Raw genomic sequence first — 19,253 nt, 5'->3', positions numbered from 1 at the left:
TTAGGTTTATTTTTTGATGAATTTCAGATTTGAAGTCGTTCCTTTATCTTCAATTGAAATAATATAAGCTCCTGTACTTAGGTTTGATACAGAGATTTTATTATCATTAATCTGGCCATTCATTACTTTTTGACCAGCCATATTTGTAATGATAAATTGAGCTTTAGATGAAATCTGAGTTACGTTCAATACATCACTTGCCGGGTTAGGGTAGATCTGGATTGAACTCTTATCTTTCACTGTCTCACTGGTAGAAAGCTGTTGCTGAATCAATACCGGATAATCCTCAACTTCACCATACTGCTGGTTGCTACATCCGCTACTTGGTTGACTTTCATATCCTAATACAACTCTCATAATTACGTTTCCTCCGGTATAAGCGTCTGCCGGTACAGAGAATGTTCCGGAAACAGGTGATACGATACTAGGTGCGCTGGTATAGATGACTTCAGAAGAAGAGAATACTCCGTCTTTGTTAAAATCTATCCATGCTGTTACTCCGTCGTTATACTGAGAACCTGTCCATCCTTTGGTGATACTTACATTATTTCCTGTAGATCCGGACATCAGCGTAATCAGTTTTGAAGAATCTGTAGTATAGTCTGTATAAGGTGTATTGCTGCTGCTGTTTGAAACAGGGCTCATACCCGCACCGGTTACTGTAACATTGGAAATATACTCGTCAGCAGCATTTGTTCCTGTGATTGAACACTTAGCAAATGGAGAGGTTGTAAAATTCGTTGATGCTGAATAAGAACCAACAGAAGCACTACAAACATTAGCTACCTGTACTTCATATTGAGTAGCTTCAGTAAGTCCTGAAATGTTATAGGAGTTTGTTGAAACAGGTACTGTAGTCCATGTTGCTGTTCCTACTTTTTTATACATTACAGAGTATGTTGCTCCTACTAACGCTGTCCAGTTTACAGATGCTGAAGTTCTTGTAATACCGGTTACAGTAATTCCTGTTGGAGCAGATGTTGTACAAGCACTCGCAGATGCGGATACAGTAGCATTTCCAATAGCGTAGAATACATTATCAATGGCGCTTACTCTTATTTTTACACTGGCACCTGTTGCCAAAGAGGAGAACGAGAACGGCTCAGATCCGTCATTCGCTGTAGATGGACTGATAACGGTCCATGTAGTTCCATTGTCTGTAGTATAATCTATTTTAACGTTTTGTACATTATAAGGAGCGTTATTGGTGTTTACCACATCCCATGTAACCGCTCCAGGTGTATTATTGTAAACCGTAGTTGATGTTACTTTGAAAGGACCTTCATTTCCTATATCTACTTTCATCAGACTGCTTTGTGTCTGTTGTTGTGCAGCATCCGGATTATTATCTCTCACGGTTACTTTGAAATTCATTGTTCTTGGTATGTTGGATACTGTCTCCCAATCAGAAGCACTGGTAAGAGTACCATTAAGAACATTAGTGAATTTAGGGAAATAACGGGTAGGGGAGGTTGTAGGCATTAGAGATCTGAAATTCGCTCCATTATTTCTGGTTGCACTTACGGGCCCAAAAGCAGATGTAGCCAGATCATATTGTTCCCAGGTATAAGTCATTGGATCATTTTGTGTATCCGTTGCAGAAGCTGTTAACACAAAGGCTGTTCCTTTAGGGATCATTTTATTAGCCATTGGCTGAATAGAAGGAGGTGTATTGGCTACATTCGTAATAATTCCACAGTCCTGAGCATTGACATATGCACCTACTTCTTCAATATTTTTAGTATGAAAATAGGCATCCGAATGCATCTGGACATTGTAGTTTGTAATACCGGCATATCCCATAATGGAAGATCCGGATCCCGGTTCCATATGGGCACCATGTAAAGCAATAGACATAGTGTGTGCTGCACCGAACTGGTGGCCGATCTCATGCGCTACAAAATCGATGTCATAATTATCTCCAAAAGGCTGATCCGGAGTAGAAGGAGAAGTAATTCCTGCCCCTTTAGAAGTTGCATCATTATTATTTGCAGGGTTTCTGCAGACATTTCCTACATCTCCGGCGCTTCCACCACCACCTCTGTGGCCAAAGAAATGTCCTATATCATAGGCGGCATTACCTACACCGGCAGTATTGGTAAGCGTTTGCTGAAGCTGCAGGTTCCATGCTCCAGGAGCGCTATAAGTTCCGTTTGAATTGGTGATTACATTGGAATAAGGGTCCGTAGCCGGATCTGCAAATATAAGTTGTGGAAGATCCTGTACAATCATATGGATTCCAAAATCTTTTTCAAAAACACCATTTACACGGTTCATTGTAGCGTTAATGCGGGCTGCTGCTGCAGGAACACTTCCGGCAAGTTGCGTATATTCACCGTTTACAGATATCGCAATTCTGTAGGTTCTGTATTTTTGTTCATTACTTTTATTAGCGCTTCCTAAACCCTTTAAAACATTTTTTGTTTTAAGCAGTTTATTCATTTCTTTCTTTGCCTTTTCAGGCTCAGAAGTTCTACATTCAAAAGGATCTTCATGAGATTTGTTGGATTTGAAAAAGACTCCATATACATCCTTTTCTTTATTGATCGGTTCTATGAATTCGTATTTTCCTGTATCAGTATCGAATGTCATAGACTGAAAATCGTTTGGTGCTGTACTGAACCGGATTTGCTTATGCGGATTATCCAGCCCGATACCTGAGTATGCTCCCAATTCATATCTGTCCGCCATAGATTTTTCTACTACCGGCGAACTGTAAACTGAAAATCTTTCAATTCTTCCATCTGCTGTAGGGAGAGAAACGATTACAGCGCTTCCTCCTTTTCCTGCTTCAGGAGCATTCTTTAGTTTATTTCTTAATGCAGAAAGATCAAATTTGTAGGCATATTCTACTTTTACTTCTTTTCTTACGGGCGTAACTTTTTCCAAGACTGGTTCCCAGCGTTGTGCCTGTAAACCACTTAGACTTAAAGCCAATGCACAGACGAAAATAATTCTCTTTTTCATATTTTTTTATTGTTGTTATTGAAGTTTTAAATATAGTGTATTTTTTTTAATCTTTAGTTAGTGATAGATTGTTAATTACTCCCAACTTTATAATTTTAGTTGAATTTTATCGTTATTTTTAATTATATTAAGAATAAATATAATTAATGTTGATTTTTTTTAATAAAAAAAGTGCTACCATTCAAATTGAATAGTAGCACTTAAGCTTTATTAGTAAAAAATACTTTTATTTCTGTACTGCAGGAAGATTTCCGTTGCTCTTCTGTACTTTTTTATAAGTGAACGTACACATCATAATACTGAATTCATATAAAATAAGCAGCGGGAATGCGGCCATCAACATACTCAGAACATCTGCCGGGGTAATAATTGCAGCCACTACCATAATCAGAACAATAGCATGACGACGGTAGGTTTTCATAAATGTAGGCGTCAGAATTCCGATGCTCGTAAGGAAGTAGATCAAAATCGGGAAAAGGAAAATAACGCCCATACCCAAAACCACCTGTAAAAATAAAGTGGTATAATCACTTAAATCATAAAGCGGAACGATAATGTCTGAGATTTTAAAAATAACCCCGAAATTAACGGCGAACGGAAGTATAAGGAAATAACCGCATAATACTCCGGTCATGAAAAGAATCCATACCGCATTAATAATATAAATAGAGTTTTTTCTTTCTCTCGGATGTAAAGCTGGGCCAATAAAACGCCACAGTTCCCAAACAATATAAGGAAAAGCAGCCACCATTCCTCCAAAAATTGAAACAGCCATCATTACATTGAACTGCTGATACAACCTCTGTACACGAACGGGGAAGTCCTTTGGAAGATGAATACTGTCTTCCCCCAAAATCATTCTTGAAAAATGATTAACCACTCTGAAAGTCGGGAAATCATTTCTGGTAGGCCCAAAAAAGATATGGTCCATAATCCAGTTGATATTAAAACCAACCACAAAAGCCGCAATTATGATAGCAATAATCGAACGGATCAGATGCCCTCTTAATTCTCCTATATGTCCAAGGAAGGACATGTCTTTACCATCACTCACAGAATAAAATTTTAAAGCGCAAATTTATAAAATATTTAATTAAATGACCGATGTTGGTTTTTAAAATTATCGAGGTACATATAAAGCAAAATCAAAATCCCTTTCTTTAATATCCATTTCTGTTAAAAGATCTTCTGCGGCTACGTTGATTTTTTTCCACCTTTCATCATGGCTAAGATCTATTGATTCGAAAACCCATTCTTCTTCTGTGACTTCATCCGACACCTTTTTAAAATCTGATATTTTCTGTCTCAGTGATTCGTTGATGAACTTATTCCTGAATAACGATTCTATTTCTTCGCTGTATGAGAATATACGCAAATCATCTCCGATATCTGTCAGAGACAGGCAGTCTGCAACAGAATGAAACTTTTTATCATCATAAGTACAGAAGATCAGGCATCGTATGACACGATCAAAATAGTCCTGACTTTTTTGATCATAGTACGAATTTCTATCATGAGTAGAATATTCAGGCCTATGATCAGGTTCCAACGGAAAATGATTTACCTTATTACTTTGTGAATCCTGATAGTCAAGATATTTTTTCAAAAATATTGGGAATAGAATCAGTAAGTAAAGAATAATCATCATAATACCTTAAAAATATTTAATTAAATTGCTGATCCGAAGGTATAATGCCTGAAATCTATTATTTGAATTCTAGTTAATCCCTTCGTCCAGCAGTTTATGCAGGTCTATAATCCCGAAATATTTTCCGTTTTCCGTTACTACAAGTTGGCCGATATTATTTTCTTTCAGAACTTTCATGGCTTCTTTAGCCAGAGCTTCCTTTTCAATTGTTCTTGGATGGGCAGACATGATATCTTTAGCCAATACTTTACTGATATCTTCTCCTTTCATCAGCATTCTTCTTAAATCTCCGTCTGTGATAACACCAATAATCTGATCTTCATTGGTCACGACTGTAATTCCGTGGCTTGAAGCACTGATGGAAATGATGACATCTCTTATCGAAGAATCTTCTGTTACCTGAGGTTTTTGGGAAGAAAGAAACTGTTCTACTTTAGACGTAAGATTCTTTCCTAGGCTTCCCCCAGGGTGAAATTTGGCGAAATCATTAGCTTTAAAATCGTTCAGTTCCATTAAAGCAACAGCTAAAGCATCTCCCAAAGCCATTTGTATAGTTGTAGAACTTGTAGGAGCCAGTTTATTCGGGCACGCTTCGACATCCACATGAGTATCCAGAATAACTTCTGAAAACTCAGCCAGTTTACTGGATTTATTTCCAGTCATTCCGATCAAAGCAGAAGAATAATCTTTTAAATAAGGAACCAGATTGGCAATTTCAGGAGAATTTCCGGAATTGGAGATGCATAAAACAACATCCTGTTTCTGAATAACTCCAAGATCTCCATGAATAGCTTCCGAAGCATGTAAAAACTGAGAAGGTGTACCTGTAGAATTTAAGGTAGCCACAATTTTGTTACCCACATGGGCAGATTTCCCTATTCCTACTACAATGAGCTTTCCTTTTGCCGAGTGAATGATCTCTACAGCCCGGGCAAATTGGTCATCAATTCTGTTTTTTAATTTTTCAAGTTCAGAAATTTCTATTTCTAAAGTGCTTTTTGCAATTGATATAATGTTGGTTCTATCCATTTTACGATGATAAGGTATACAAAAAAGTTTATAAAAAACGTTATATTTTAAAAAGAATATTTAATATAAATTTTATTTTTTATAAATTCGTTCGCTTTTATTTTAAGCAGAATTTTTATAACTTTGGGTGAGATGCAAATTTAGCAATAGAAAATTAGATGAGCGCAAAAAAAGCCAATTTATCAGGCGAATTGAAAAAGTATTTTGGGTTTTCTACATTTAAGGGCCAGCAGGAACAGATTATAGATAACCTATTGAATGGGAAGGATATATTTGTTTTAATGCCTACAGGTGGCGGAAAATCATTATGTTACCAGCTTCCGGCTCTTATTTCGGAAGGAACAGCAATAGTAGTTTCGCCCTTAATAGCGTTGATGAAAAATCAGGTAGATGCCGTGAACGGCCTTTCATCTGATGATGGGGTAGCACACGTACTGAATTCATCATTAAACAAAACGCAGACCAAACAGGTTTTTGACGATATCAAAAGCGGCAAAACCAAACTTCTGTATGTAGCTCCTGAATCATTAATTAAAGATGATTACCTGGATTTTTTGAAAGAAGTGAAAATTTCTTTCTTTGCTATCGACGAGGCTCACTGTATTTCAGAGTGGGGACATGATTTCAGACCGGAATACAGAAATCTGAAACAGATTATCGACAAAATCGCCAATGTACCGGTGATTGCTTTAACGGCTACTGCTACTCCTAAGGTTCAGGATGATATCCAGAAAACTTTAGGAATGACCAATGCATTGGTATTTAAAGAAAGTTTTAACCGTCCTAATCTATATTATGAAGTATGTCCTAAAATCAATGTAGATAAGGAAATCGTTAAATTTATCAATCAGCATAAAGGGAAATCAGGAATTGTTTATTGTCTGAGCCGTAGAAAAGTGGAAGAATTTGCCCAGCTTCTGCAGGTAAATGGCATCAACGCTCTACCTTATCATGCCGGTCTTGACCAAAAAGTGAGAGTAGCGAATCAGGATAAATTCCTGATGGAAGAAGTAGATGTAATTGTGGCTACCATTGCCTTCGGGATGGGAATTGATAAACCGGATGTCCGTTTTGTCATTCATTACGACTTCCCGAAATCATTGGAAAGCTATTATCAGGAAACCGGAAGAGCGGGAAGAGATGGAGGCGAAGGTCATTGTCTGGCATTCTATGATCCGAAAGACATTGAAAAACTGGAGAAATTCCTGGCTCAAAAACCCGTTTCAGAAAGAGAAATCGGATTACAGCTTCTAAATGAAGTTGTAGGCTATGCGGAAACTTCCATGAGCAGAAGACAATATATCCTATACTATTTTGGAGAAAGTTTCGATCCGGTAAACGGAGACGGAGCCAAGATGTGTGACAATTCATCCAATCCACCAAAATTAAAGGATGCTACAGCAGATTTAAAAAAGGCGCTGGAGCTGATCAGTGATACAGGAGAAAAATTCAAATCTAAAGACCTGATTTCCGTTATCGTAGGAAAAGAAAATGCGGTAACAAAATCTTATAAGCTGGAACAAAGTTCTCATTTTGGTTTTGGGAAAGACGAAAAAGATAATTACTGGAAAACAATTTTGAGACAGGCCACTGTTCAGAATTTTTTACAGAAAGATATTGAAACCTACGGGGTTTTAAAAATTACAGAGAAAGGAAAAAGTGTCCTGAATGGTAAATCTAAAGACATCTTTTTAATTGCTGAAGACCGTGAATTTGATCTTACTCAGGCAAAAGCTGAGAGCGACCAGGTACAGCAGCAGGCTGGAGGAGGGCTGGATCAGAACCTTTTCAACCTGTTGAAAGAATTAAGAAAGAAAGTAGCCAAAAAACATGGAATTCCACCATATACAGTATTTATGGATCCAAGTTTGGAGGATATGACGGTTCAGTATCCAATAAGTGTAGATGAGATCACCAAAATCTATGGTGTAGGTGAAGGAAAAGCCAAAAAATATGGTAAAGAATTCGCAGATTACATCAAAACATACGTAGAAGATAACAATATCGAACGTACTCAGGATATGGTATTGAAACAGGTGGCCAATAAATCCAGCCATAAAGTTTTCATCATCCAGAGCACTGATAAAAAGATTGACCTTGAAGATATAGCAAGAGCTAAAAACCTTTCTATGGATGAACTTCTTAAAGAAATGGAAAGAATTGTCTATCAGGGGACAAAACTAAATATCGATTATTATATTGAAGATAATTTTGATGAAGACATTGTAGACGGATTCATGGAATTCATGAACGAATCTGAAAGCGACAGTATGAAAGTATTGCTGGATGAATTCGGGGATGAATTATCTGATGAAGAAGTAAGAATGTTGAGAATTAAATTCATCAGTGACGTAGCAAATTAAGAAAATATTAATTAAATAAAGTAAGCTTTTCATTAGAAAGGCTTACTTTATTTTTATAGCGTATTAGGTGTATAATAGATAGTAAATAAAATCAGATTTTAAAGCTAAGTTAATTTCTGTTAATTGCTATCAAAACAGTAATCTTCATCCTTCCGATATTTGACTTTTAACCAAACTTTTTAGTAACTTTGATAAGATGAAAAAAATATCTGTCATATTTATTCTGCCGGACTTAGAAACCGGGGGCGCAGAAAGGATTGTTACCACAATAGCGAATCATCTTTCCAGAGATCGGTTTGAGCCTAAGATTTTGCTGTTACGTAAACAAGGCGGATATTTGAATTTTCTGAAAAAAGATGTTGAAATTATCGATATCAATACCGAAAGAATAAGACATTCTTTAAAACCCATTTTAGGAGAAATCTATAGAAGAAAACCAGATATTGTATTCTCCGGTTTTGGTGAAGTAAATGCTTATTTGTCCCTGTTCATAAAACTTTTTCCAAGAACAAAATTCATTGCAAGGGAAACTAATGTGGTGACTCAGCATGTAACCCGCAAAGAGATTAAGTTTTTCTATAATTTTTACAATAACTATCAGAGAATCATTGCTCAAAGTGATGATATGATGAAAGATCTTGTGGATAATTTTAATATTAAAAAGAAAAAAATTATCAAAATCAATAATCCTGTAGACTTTGATTTTATTGAAGATAAAATGGCTGTTTCTTTAAAACCTGAATGCTTCAAATACAATTATAAAAATGTAGTGGCCATTGGAAATCTATCTTCCAGAAAAGGGTTTGATAACTTGCTGAAAGTTTTTTCAAGGCTGAAGAATGAAAACATTATGCTTCATATTTTAGGAGATGGAAAAGACAAAGATCTTCTGCTTCAGACAAAAGAGCTTTTAGGATTGAAAAAAGTGATTTTCCACGGCAGACAGGAAAATCCCTACCAATATCTGAAATATGCAGATTTATTTGTGCTTTCTTCACGATACGAAGGTTTTCCCAACGTTCTTCTGGAAGCAGGAGCGTGCGGAACTTATTCTTTAGCCAATAACTGTCCAGGCGGAATCAATGAAATCATCCAGCATAATGTAAATGGTGAAGTTGCCAATATTGAAAACTATGATGGCTTTGCCCAGCAGATTGTAAAGGTACTGCAGAGCAATTATAACAGAGATGCCATAAAAAACTCTATTAAATCAAGGTTCTCGAAGAATATTATTCTGGATAAATATGAAAAGGTTTTGTTGGATCTGATCAAACCTTCATAGCCCTATTTGCTTTATAGGCTGTTAATTTCTTACTTTTGGAGTTATAAATTTTATCTGAAAACCAATTTTTTCATTCATGAATAAAATCCAAAAATTAGGATGCGCCTGCGAGAAACCGAACTCCAGCTATACAGAATATAGAAGCTCAGCATTAGGAATTGATCATACCAACGGAAGATATGGAGAAGTAACGATTCAACAGTGCAAGTTGTGCCAAAGAATATGGATTCATTATTTTGTGGAATATGAGCATTATCCTAAATCAGGGAGATGGTACAAAGGAATTGTTTCGAAAAAAGACCGTCCTCAGATCACTCCTGAAAATGCAGTAGAATTTCTGGAAGGCCTTGAATGGTATGTGTATGGTGGCTCATTTTTTGAAAGTACAGGCGAATTCGGACAGGGAAAATTGAATCTGTAATATTTGTATTGATTTAATAATATCAAATCCATGAAACCATTTATCATTGTTATTTTGATGCTGAATACTGTTGTAATGACGGCTCAGCAGAAGGCCATTTCCAGAAAAGAATTGTTAAAAACAGCTCTTGATCAGAAAATGAAATCTACCGAAATTCAGGAAATAACAATGGCCGCCGGACAAGGAGCTCCTGAACATCTTCATCCCTGTCCCGTTTTGGGAATCATCAATTCCGGTGAAGCTGTTTTTCAGATCCAAGGAAAAGAAAAAGTGGTACTTCATGAGGGAGATGCTTTTTACGAACCTAAAAATGTGAAAATCCTTCATTTTGACAATGCGTCATCTGACAAACCTCTTGTGTTTACCGCAATTTATCTCAAAAAAGGGAATGAAGAAAATATAAAGTTCATAAAATAATACTTTTCATCAAACTAAAGCATATAATTATCATTTTTAAAATTGATAAAACTCACTTTGGTGCTTGGTAATTTATATGTAAATTTGTGAGAATTAAGATAGATAATAATAAACAAATTCATACAATAACATGAGTCAATTCGATGTTACCGTAATAGGTTCTGGTCCCGGTGGTTATGTTGCTGCTATCCGTGCAGCACAATTAGGTTTCAAAACAGCAATTATTGAAAAATATTCAACTTTAGGCGGAACTTGTCTTAACGTTGGATGTATTCCGTCAAAAGCGCTTCTTGACAGCTCTGAGCATTTCGAAAATGCAAAACACAATTTTGCAGGTCACGGAATCATCATTAACGAGCCTCAAGCAGATATCGCGAGAATGATCGAGCGTAAAAACGAAGTGATCAAGCAGAATACAGACGGAATCAGCTATCTGATGAACAAAAATCAGATTACTGTTTTTGAAGGAGTAGGAAGCTTCGAATCTGCTACTCAGATTAAAGTGACAAAAAACGACGGTTCTTCTGAAACGATCGAGTCTAAATATACCATTATTGCAACAGGTTCTAAACCATCTACATTACCTTTCATCTCTTTAGACAAAGAAAGAGTGATTACTTCTACGGAAGCTTTAAACCTTAAAGAAATTCCTAAGCACTTAGTAGTAATCGGTGGTGGAGTTATCGGTCTTGAACTAGGTTCTGTATACCTTAGATTAGGAGCTCAGGTAACTGTTGTTGAATTTATGGATAAAATCATCCCTGGAATGGATGGAGCTTTAAGCAAAGAATTGACTAAAGTTCTTAAGAAACAAGGAATGAAATTTATGCTTTCTACTGCGGTTTCTGCAGTTGAAAGAAACGGAGATACTGTAAAGATCACGGCTAAAGATAAAAAAGGTGAAGAAGTAGTTGTAGAAGGAGATTACTGTTTGGTTTCTGTAGGTAGAAAACCTTACACAGACGGTCTTGGTCTTGAAAAAGCAGGTGTTGAACTTGACGAAAGAGGAAGAGTAAAAGTAAACGACCACTTACAGACGAATGTTGCTAATATCTATGCAATTGGTGACGTTATCAAAGGTGCGATGCTGGCTCACAAAGCTGAAGAAGAAGGAGTTTTCGTTGCTGAAACATTGGCAGGACAAAAGCCTCACATCAACTATAACCTGATTCCTGGTGTTGTTTATACATGGCCGGAAGTTGCTGGAGTTGGTAAAACTGAAGAGCAGCTAAAAGAAGAAGGTGTTGCTTACAAAGTAGGATCTTTCCCGATGAGAGCTTTAGGTAGAAGCCGTGCAAGTGGTGATATCGACGGTCTTGTGAAGATTATTGCAGACGAAAAAACAGATGAGGTTTTAGGAATGCACATCGTAGGAGCAAGAGCTGCTGACCTTATTGCTGAAGGAGTAATTGCTATGGAATTCCGTGCAAGTGCTGAAGACATCGCAAGAAGTTCACACGCTCACCCAACCTATGCAGAAGCGATCAAAGAAGCTGCATTGGATGCTACGGCAAAAAGACCTATTCATATGTAATATCTGATTAAAAGATTTAATCATTTAAATATTTAAAATTAAAGGCTGTTTCTTATGGAAACAGCTTTTTTTGTGGTGCTTTTGGCATGAAAATGGAGATCGTATTTGAAAATTTCATGTATGAAAAAGATTTTTATCAGTTGGATGCTTTTGGCGGGAATCAGCTCATGGGCACAGGAAGCAGGAAAGGCAGGAGAATTATTAAAAAATGAGGCTTCCACTACAGAAATGAGAACCTCTAAAAGCCCGGATGAAAGAAATAAAACTTTTGATCAACCGAGATCTGGAAATAATACAACTCTGAAAAGAGGAAATGAAAATAGAATAAAAAATCCTAATTATCAATGGAACAGAAACTACGGTTATGCAGAAGTTTTTCTGAGAATTCCTGAACAGGGATTTTTTACTGTGGAAGTTGGTGATCAGATGATGGCAAACGGTTCAGGAAAGTATAGGTTCTTTGATTTATCATCAGGGAGAATGCCCATTTCAATCTATGAGAATGGCTTTCTGATCTATAGAACAACATTGATTCTTCGTAATAACAACAGAATGGTGCTGGATTTCTTTACCAAGGAAGGTCTCTATCTTCTGGATTCTTATCCTGTGCAAAATCAATATGGATTTAATGACTGGAACGATATCTGGAACAATCCTTACGGAAATCACTCCGGAGACTGGTCTCTTCAGGGAAATGTGATGGATAATCATTCTTTCCGTCAGTTTTTTGATATGATGATGAACAATGAGAGTTTTGATGAAGGGAAAATTAAGATGATCAATCAGCAGATGCGTACCTCTATGTTTACTTCAGTACAAATAAGAGATCTGGTGAAAGCGCTCAGTTTTGATAATAAGAAATTGGCACTCGCTAAATCAATGTACCAGAATTGTGCAGATAAAGACCGTTATTTCTTGGTTTATGATGCTTTTGATTTTGAAAGCAGCAAACGTGAGCTGATGGATTATATTTCGAACTTATAATGTTCAATAGAAACGGGCTTTAGACCATTTATTTTATACAATCAATTCATTGGCTTCAGCCAAAACATATCTTTAAAACATTACATTTTTCATAGTTTCATAACTTTTTGTAAAGCAATTAAAACAATTATAATTATATAGACTAGGATAGCATCTTCAAATTTCCGTACCTTTGTCAGCTAATTTTATCATCAATGCAACTCGGAAAAACTCAAACTTTAACAATTTCAGAAAAAATTAATTCAGGATGGATCCTCGTAGATGAATCCGGTGAAAAGGCTTTTCTACCCAAAATCTTTATTCAGGATGAAAAAGAAACAGGTGAGGATGTTGAAGTTTTTGTGTATCAGGATGACGATAAATTAAAAGCAACTACTGAGATCCCATTGGCGGAAGTAGGTGAATTTGCAGTAATGAGCTGTGTGCAAAGTCTTCCGAGCGGAGCTTTTATGGACTGGGGAATCATTAAAGATTTATTTATTCCTTACAAGCAGCAGAAAACCAAAATCATCGAAGGCAAAAGATATCTGGTTTATATTTATGTAGACGAAGATATGGAACTGATTACCGGTACCACGAAGTTCAAGAGAAATCCTCAGTATGATGAACTTCCGTTCAAAAAAGGGGATAAGGTAGATCTGATTATGATGAATGAAAGTGAACTGGGCTGGAATGTGATCATCAACAAACAATACATTGGTTTGATCTATGCTTCCGATGTTTTCAAAAAATTATATCCGTTGTCAGAAGAAACAGGATTTATCAAAGCGATCCGTGAAGACGGTAAAATAGATGTTTCTTTACAGCCAGAAGGATTTGAAAATATTGACGAGTTTAAACAAAAGATTCTGAACAAACTGGAAGAAAACTACGGACTTCTGTATGTTTCTGATAAATCATCTCCCGAAGAGATTAAAGATGAACTTCAGATGAGTAAGAAAAATTTTAAAAAAGCAATCGGAGGACTTTATAAAGATAAGATCATCGATATTTCAGACGATAAGATCAAATTATTATAAAAACAAAAAACGAGCAGAATTTCTGCTCGTTTTTATTTTACTATCTGTTCTTAATCAGAAGCCATCCGTTGTAGATTCTTCCATCAGAAACTTTTATGGTATACCAGTAATTTCCTGTAGAAATAGGATGGGATTCATATCTTCCGTCCCACTGGAAAGGTTTATTTCTGATAATCTCTTTGTAGATTACAGCACCTCTTCTGTCATATAAACTTACCTCCGTTCCCGGATAGTTTTCCAATCCTGCTATTCTCCACGCATCATTGATTCCATCACCGTTGGGACTGATTGCATTGGGTATATTGAAAATCGAGAAGTTCTTCTGCCCGATAATACATCCGGATTTTGTTCTCACATACACAGTATATTCTCCCATATTTAAATTAGTGAATATATTAGAATCCTGCCATGTGAGATTATCTAAAGAAAACTCATAATTTCCGTTCTGAGAAAGAATTACACTTGCTGTATTGTTTGTAATATTCACAGAAACAATATGTGCTAAAACAGAATAGCTTACCTGGGTAGAGCTTGTACTTTCACATCCGAAAACGTTGGTTACTTTAACAGTATATGTCCCTGGAGTAGATACTGTAATCGTTTGAGTGGTTGCTCCGGTACTCCATTCATAAGACTTAAATCCAGGGCCTGGATCTAAAACAACCGATTTTCCTTCACAGAAATCAAGCATATCAGGAAGCAGAACAATAGGTTTTGGATTAAGCGTAAGGTTTAATCTCACCACCTTAAAACATCCGTCAGGAGTTGAAACCCTTACGTGGATAAGGGTTGTCCCGACATTCAAAATATAAGCAGAAGGATTAGAAATAGGGTTTCCTGAAGTGTCAGTATAAGTGAAAATATAATTCCCTGGATTATTAATAATACTTGCTTCATATGAGTGAAGATTAACAACCATTGAATTAGCAGTAGTTGTATTACATTGTACCTGCGTAATGTCTTTTGCGGGCACATTATTGGTAGATAAAGTTACTGTAATTGCCAGTTTTTCAGATTCACAGTTGTTTAAAGTTTGCGTTACATAATAGATTTGTCCGCTTATCAGAGGAGTTGACATTGGAATTACATTTCCTGCTGCATTATAAAATTTAAGAGCAGTTCCCGTTACAACCAGTTTTTCTAAAGTAGGGTTGGCAGAAGCACAAAAATCCTGATTTACATTGGCTGTCGGTTTAGGAGTTGTATTTACCGTTACCTGAATGGCTGTTTTATTACTCTCACAGCCATTAATAGTCTGAGATGCATAATAGGTTTGTCCATTAATAAGAACAGTTGTTGCAGGTACAATATTTCCTGCCGCATCATACCATTTTATATTCTGACCTGTGATCTGGATGTCAGAGATTTTAGGATTATTGGTTGTGCAGAAAGTTTGTGGAGTGTTTCCTGTAGGGGTAGCACCTTGTATTGAAAATACTTTAAAAGGAGCTTTTTCACTTTCGCATTCCGTATTTTGTTGAGTAACATAATATTGAGCTCCTTCAATAATATAGGATGAGCTGCTAATTAAGTTGCCAGCTGCATCATAGAATCTAATATTTTGGTTATTATTAATGTTCAGTTGATACAAACTCATCTGATTAACGTTACTGCAAAAATAGAAGTCAGTTACTGTAAGTTTGAGAGGTGCATTTTTAATGATCACTTTTACAGCTAATCTCTTGTTATTAAAAGGACAAGATTCATCCTGAACAGAAGCATAATAAATAATGTTGTTCTGTAAAGGAGTAGTGCTGCTTAGAGGTGTAGTGGATATTAAAGAATCATACCAGGTTGTATAGGATGTATTAGGGTATAGATCATGTACTGTTGGATTGATTGATGAACAAAATGTTTGTATTTTATCTCCATCTGGAGTTCCGTTATAACATTTGCCAAACTTTTGAATAAAAGAGCTTATATCATTATTTGTATATTTTATTTCTTTAATATCCTGATCAGGATTAAAGTCCTGATATCCATCATAATTTCCGGCAAGAATCATATTTCCTTCATAATCTATACTTTGGTCAAAAGTATAAGAAGAGAAATCACTTTTATTGAATATTAGTTTACCATCATTTCTGAATTTTAAATAATATGTCTGAGCATCATTTGATAAATAACTGTAATTAAGCCCTAGGTCTATTCTTTTTACAATTTCTTCTGTATTATTATTTCCATTGATAACCTTAATCATATTATCAGCATAACGCACAAAGAAATTTATAGTATTGTCAGCATTGAGCTTAATAGAACGAAAGTCATAGCTTACGTCTCCTTTGATGAGGGAGTTCCATACTAAATGACCATTGGGGGTTATTTTATAGATCATTGTACGTCCATCAGCAGGAGCATTTATTGTGGTATTTGGAAAAGTAATATTTTGTGCATTGTAATAATTACTGGCAGTATAAATATTATTAGCGTTATCAATTTCAATCTTTGAGTTCGCAGTCCCAAGATAGGCACTTAAATAGGTTAATGGTTGATACCACGTGAAATTTCCGTTAGTATTGAATTTTGCCAAAAAACCCTGATTGTAATTAACACTGGTAGAAGGAAAAGAGTTATTATCTATTTTCAAATACGCTTCAAAGTTTCCAAGAATAATAATATTTTTGTTATGATCAGTTTTTACTGCATGTATTGATGGGGTATTGTGAGCATGGAGAGGGCGGGCCCATGAAAAAGCTCCAGCGGAAGTATTCTTCATAACAAATAAACCACTTGGAGGAGGCAGATAAAATACTGCATTAGGATTAGGATCCAAATCAGTAAGAAATTGTGGAGGGTAGTTTGTATAATTTCCTGTAGAGATGATATTGTTATCTAAATCAATTGTACAGGCCATATTATAAACATAATTATAAATATTCCCAAAGACAAAGTTTCCGTTAGTATCTAGCTTTACCATGAATGAACTACCGGAGTTAATCCCTGTATCAAAAATAGTCTCTGAGTTAGGGTTCAGTTTTAAATCATGCCCATCTGTATATCCTGTAAATACAAGATTGTCCTGTTTATCTACAACTAAGGAATTTAAGGATGATGAATATTTTGATCTGATTTCTTTTACCCAGATTACATTTTTGTTCTTGTCAAGTTTTGCAATAACAGCTCTTGAATCTTCATCTGCACTGCTGGTTTTTGTAATATTATCAAATGTAATGCTATTAATGCTGGGAAATGCAAAACGTCCATATCTTCCTCCAACATAAATATTTCCTTGAGAATCTGTATCACTAAAAGCAATATAATGCTGAGATTCTATAATAGAGCTTTTGGTTTGAAAATGCCAAAGCAAATTTTGTGAAAATAGAAGTACCGCATTCAAAACCATGAACAGCGAAAGAATTTTCTTCATCAGTTATTAATTTTTTGCGGCAAAGATATAAAAATAGCTTTCTTATTGAATAATAAGTAATCGTAAACTTTCATCCACAAACATGATGCATGTCATGACAAATGTGTTTAATTTTTTTGTTTAACAATTTTGTCAAAAATAATTTTTACTATAAATTTGCACAAATTTGTTTAACAAAAATGTCAAATCAAGCAAAAAAAGACCAAACACAGGAATTGATCAAGGAGACAGCGAAGAATTTATTCTTTGTGAAAGGAAAGTTTGATGCTACTACGCAGGAGATTGCAGATGAAGCAGGAGTGAACAGAACGCTTATTAATTATTATTTCCGTTCAAGAGATAAGCTTATCCAGATCATCTTTGATGAAGCGCAAAGAGTAGAACAGGAAAAATCGAAGATCATTCAGAATTCAGCTCTTCCTTTTAAAGAGAAGATCAGCAAATTCATAGAAAGCAGTCTTTCCACAAGCCTTCAGTATCCGTATCTGGAAACTTATATCGTGTCACAGATCAATAAAGGAACCTGCCATCACAGAGAAATTGAGGAGGATATCCTGAACGATATGTACAAGGATATTGAAAAAGAAATGGAATTGGGAAATATTGAGAAAATGGCTCCGGTTCAGTTTATTCTGAATATGGTTTCACTGCTGGTATTTCCAAGTGCAATAAGACCATTATTTATGGAAAATCTTTTAATTAATGATGAAGAATATGATAAGATTATTTCTGAAAGAAAAGAGATTATTATCAATATGTTGTTCAAAAACTAAAAAAAACTAAAGTATTTCTGAAAATGATTCGTCAAATAGAAATAAATAATGAATGAAAATTAAATAAAAAATAAACGAAGTATAAAATTATGAATAGAAAACGTATAACTGCTACAAAGCTAAAAATTGGGATAGCTTCAGCATTTATGATTTTCGGCTCAACACTGATGTCTGCCCAGCAGCAGGTTTCCCTGCAGGAAGCTATTAAACAGGCACTTCAAAATAAAGCAGAAGCTAAAAAAGCTGCTTTACAGGTGAAAAAAGCCGAATACAAGATTGATGAAGCCAGAGCCGGTGCCCTTCCTCAGGTCAGTGCTACGGCAGGTTTAACCTATAATCCGATTATTCAGGAATCTTTGCTGGAATTTGGAGGTGAGAAAATCAGAGCTCAGTTTGGGCAGCCTTGGGGTTCAACAGCTTCTGTACAACTTCAGCAGGCGATTTTTGATCAGAGAGTCTTTACAGGATTGAAAGCTGCAAAGTCAACTAGAGAGTTTTACGTACTGAATGCTCAGTTAACCAATGAACAGATTATTGAAAATGTTGCAACAGCTTATTATCAGGTGTTCGTACAGGAGGAAAACCTTAAAACGGTAACAGCCAGCTATGCCAACACTGAAAAAGTAAGAAATGTTATTAAAAGTTTGGTTGATAACGGTTTGGCAAAAGCAATCGATTTGGACAGAACCAATGTTCAGCTCACCAATATCGGTTCCAACAAGCAGGCTTTAATCAACTCTGTTGAACTTTCAAAAAATGCCCTTAAGTTTTATATGGGAATCCCGATTTCTACAGACATCGAGCTTGAAGAAAAAGAAATCGAACCAAAACCTGAGCTGATTGCGAGCAACGTAAATCTTAATGATCGTACAGAGCTTAAAGTTTTAAATAAAAACAGGGAACTTTTGGTTTTCAATAAAAAAGCGACTGAAGCTTATCTTTATCCATCAGTAAATCTTACGGCGAACTACGGATGGGGAGCTAACGGAGCAAAATTCCCATTGACCAATGGCCTTAGTAAAGGCGTTCTCTGGAGCGATTTTTCAGCAATTGGTTTGAATGTCAATATTCCTATTTTCACGGGTGGAGCTACCAAAGCGAAAATCAACCAGGCAGAAATAGATATTCAGGATCTTGATGTTGATATTGAAAACACTCAACTGAGCTTAAGTTTAGATTATAAAAATGCCGTTACCAATATGGAAAATGCATTGATCAATCTCGAAAGCATGAAAGATAATGTAGGATTGGCAGAAAGAGTTCAGAAAAATACCCAGTCAAACTACCAGTATGGACTGGCAACACTTACGGAAGTGCTGGATTCTGAAAATGCTCTTACGCAGGCAAAACAGAACTATTCCAATGCATTGCTGGATTATAAACAGGCAGAGATCAAGCTGATAAAAGCTAAGGGTGAACTAAACACACTACAAAACTTATAATAAACTA

At 35.8% G+C, this 19,253-nt stretch carries 14 protein-coding genes; 9 read left to right on the top strand and 5 right to left on the bottom strand.

The window, feature by feature from the left end:
- Positions 1-6: 6 nt before the first annotated feature.
- The 4 genes from RHP76_RS05120 to RHP76_RS05105 all read right to left on the bottom strand — a co-directional run bounded on the left by RHP76_RS05120 (position 7) and on the right by RHP76_RS05105 (position 5,644).
- Complete coding sequence (locus tag RHP76_RS05120; RefSeq protein WP_311229631.1) at positions 7-2,967, bottom strand: reprolysin-like metallopeptidase; 2,961 nt, start codon at positions 2,965-2,967, stop codon at positions 7-9.
- 226 nt (positions 2,968-3,193) lie between these two features.
- Positions 3,194-4,021: a twin-arginine translocase subunit TatC gene (tatC, locus tag RHP76_RS05115; protein ID WP_183037386.1), complete on the bottom strand. Its 828-nt coding sequence runs from the start codon at positions 4,019-4,021 to the stop codon at positions 3,194-3,196.
- Between the two features lie 66 nt (positions 4,022-4,087).
- Positions 4,088-4,615 (bottom strand): hypothetical protein, encoded by a 528-nt coding sequence (locus RHP76_RS05110; RefSeq protein WP_311229630.1) that lies wholly within the window; start codon positions 4,613-4,615, stop codon positions 4,088-4,090.
- A gap of 69 nt (positions 4,616-4,684) precedes the next feature.
- Positions 4,685-5,644, bottom strand: a complete 960-nt coding sequence (locus RHP76_RS05105) for a KpsF/GutQ family sugar-phosphate isomerase (protein WP_120231410.1) — start codon at positions 5,642-5,644, stop codon at positions 4,685-4,687.
- 158 nt (positions 5,645-5,802) lie between these two features.
- Between RHP76_RS05105 and recQ the strand changes: the two genes are divergently transcribed.
- The 7 genes from recQ (at position 5,803) to RHP76_RS05070 (ending at position 13,664) form a co-directional block, all read left to right on the top strand.
- Positions 5,803-8,007, top strand: coding sequence for a DNA helicase RecQ (recQ, locus tag RHP76_RS05100; protein ID WP_120231409.1), 2,205 nt, complete (start codon positions 5,803-5,805; stop codon positions 8,005-8,007).
- Between the two features lie 196 nt (positions 8,008-8,203).
- On the top strand, positions 8,204-9,289 hold the full coding sequence (locus RHP76_RS05095) for a glycosyltransferase (RefSeq protein WP_062675108.1): 1,086 nt from the start codon (positions 8,204-8,206) through the stop codon (positions 9,287-9,289).
- Positions 9,290-9,365: 76 nt separating this feature from the next.
- Positions 9,366-9,710, top strand: a complete 345-nt coding sequence (locus RHP76_RS05090; protein ID WP_062675107.1) for a hypothetical protein — start codon at positions 9,366-9,368, stop codon at positions 9,708-9,710.
- A gap of 30 nt (positions 9,711-9,740) precedes the next feature.
- Entirely contained in the window at positions 9,741-10,127 is a 387-nt protein-coding gene (locus RHP76_RS05085) for a cupin domain-containing protein (protein WP_062675106.1), read from the top strand.
- Positions 10,128-10,257: 130 nt separating this feature from the next.
- Complete coding sequence (gene lpdA, locus RHP76_RS05080; RefSeq protein ID WP_047429636.1) at positions 10,258-11,661, top strand: dihydrolipoyl dehydrogenase; 1,404 nt, start codon at positions 10,258-10,260, stop codon at positions 11,659-11,661.
- 120 nt (positions 11,662-11,781) lie between these two features.
- The gene (locus tag RHP76_RS05075) at positions 11,782-12,645 is read left to right on the top strand and encodes a proline and serine-rich protein 1 family protein (RefSeq protein WP_311229629.1); all 864 of its coding nucleotides are present in this window, start codon (positions 11,782-11,784) and stop codon (positions 12,643-12,645) included.
- A 194-nt stretch (positions 12,646-12,839) separates the two neighbouring features.
- The gene (locus RHP76_RS05070; RefSeq protein ID WP_120231406.1) at positions 12,840-13,664 is read left to right on the top strand and encodes a CvfB family protein; all 825 of its coding nucleotides are present in this window, start codon (positions 12,840-12,842) and stop codon (positions 13,662-13,664) included.
- A gap of 40 nt (positions 13,665-13,704) precedes the next feature.
- Here RHP76_RS05070 and RHP76_RS05065 read toward each other — a convergent pair whose 3' ends face one another.
- The gene (locus tag RHP76_RS05065; RefSeq protein WP_311229628.1) at positions 13,705-17,031 is read right to left on the bottom strand and encodes a T9SS type B sorting domain-containing protein; all 3,327 of its coding nucleotides are present in this window, start codon (positions 17,029-17,031) and stop codon (positions 13,705-13,707) included.
- A 179-nt stretch (positions 17,032-17,210) separates the two neighbouring features.
- Between RHP76_RS05065 and RHP76_RS05060 the strand changes: the two genes are divergently transcribed.
- The gene (locus tag RHP76_RS05060) at positions 17,211-17,804 is read left to right on the top strand and encodes a TetR/AcrR family transcriptional regulator (RefSeq protein WP_062675102.1); all 594 of its coding nucleotides are present in this window, start codon (positions 17,211-17,213) and stop codon (positions 17,802-17,804) included.
- Positions 17,805-17,893: 89 nt separating this feature from the next.
- On the top strand, positions 17,894-19,246 hold the full coding sequence (locus tag RHP76_RS05055) for a TolC family protein (protein WP_311229627.1): 1,353 nt from the start codon (positions 17,894-17,896) through the stop codon (positions 19,244-19,246).
- Positions 19,247-19,253 lie beyond the last annotated feature (7 nt).

The organism is Chryseobacterium sp. SG20098 (assembly GCF_031844745.1).
Classification (GTDB): Bacteria; Bacteroidota; Bacteroidia; order Flavobacteriales; family Weeksellaceae; genus Chryseobacterium; species Chryseobacterium cucumeris.
Note: the sequence above shows the minus strand (reverse complement) of the source record. Positions and strands in the feature narration are given on the sequence as shown.

Coding starts and splice junctions, on each gene's coding strand:
- RHP76_RS05120 (WP_311229631.1), bottom strand. CDS start 2,967: ATGAAAAAGAGAATTATTTTCGTCTGTGCATTGGCTTTAAGTCTAAGT.
- RHP76_RS05110 (WP_311229630.1), bottom strand. CDS start 4,615: ATGATGATTATTCTTTACTTACTGATTCTATTCCCAATATTTTTGAAA.
- RHP76_RS05105 (WP_120231410.1), bottom strand. CDS start 5,644: ATGGATAGAACCAACATTATATCAATTGCAAAAAGCACTTTAGAAATA.
- recQ (WP_120231409.1), top strand. CDS start 5,803: ATGAGCGCAAAAAAAGCCAATTTATCAGGCGAATTGAAAAAGTATTTT.
- RHP76_RS05095 (WP_062675108.1), top strand. CDS start 8,204: ATGAAAAAAATATCTGTCATATTTATTCTGCCGGACTTAGAAACCGGG.
- RHP76_RS05090 (WP_062675107.1), top strand. CDS start 9,366: ATGAATAAAATCCAAAAATTAGGATGCGCCTGCGAGAAACCGAACTCC.
- RHP76_RS05085 (WP_062675106.1), top strand. CDS start 9,741: ATGAAACCATTTATCATTGTTATTTTGATGCTGAATACTGTTGTAATG.
- lpdA (WP_047429636.1), top strand. CDS start 10,258: ATGAGTCAATTCGATGTTACCGTAATAGGTTCTGGTCCCGGTGGTTAT.
- RHP76_RS05075 (WP_311229629.1), top strand. CDS start 11,782: ATGAAAAAGATTTTTATCAGTTGGATGCTTTTGGCGGGAATCAGCTCA.
- RHP76_RS05070 (WP_120231406.1), top strand. CDS start 12,840: ATGCAACTCGGAAAAACTCAAACTTTAACAATTTCAGAAAAAATTAAT.
- RHP76_RS05065 (WP_311229628.1), bottom strand. CDS start 17,031: ATGAAGAAAATTCTTTCGCTGTTCATGGTTTTGAATGCGGTACTTCTA.
- RHP76_RS05060 (WP_062675102.1), top strand. CDS start 17,211: ATGTCAAATCAAGCAAAAAAAGACCAAACACAGGAATTGATCAAGGAG.
- RHP76_RS05055 (WP_311229627.1), top strand. CDS start 17,894: ATGAATAGAAAACGTATAACTGCTACAAAGCTAAAAATTGGGATAGCT.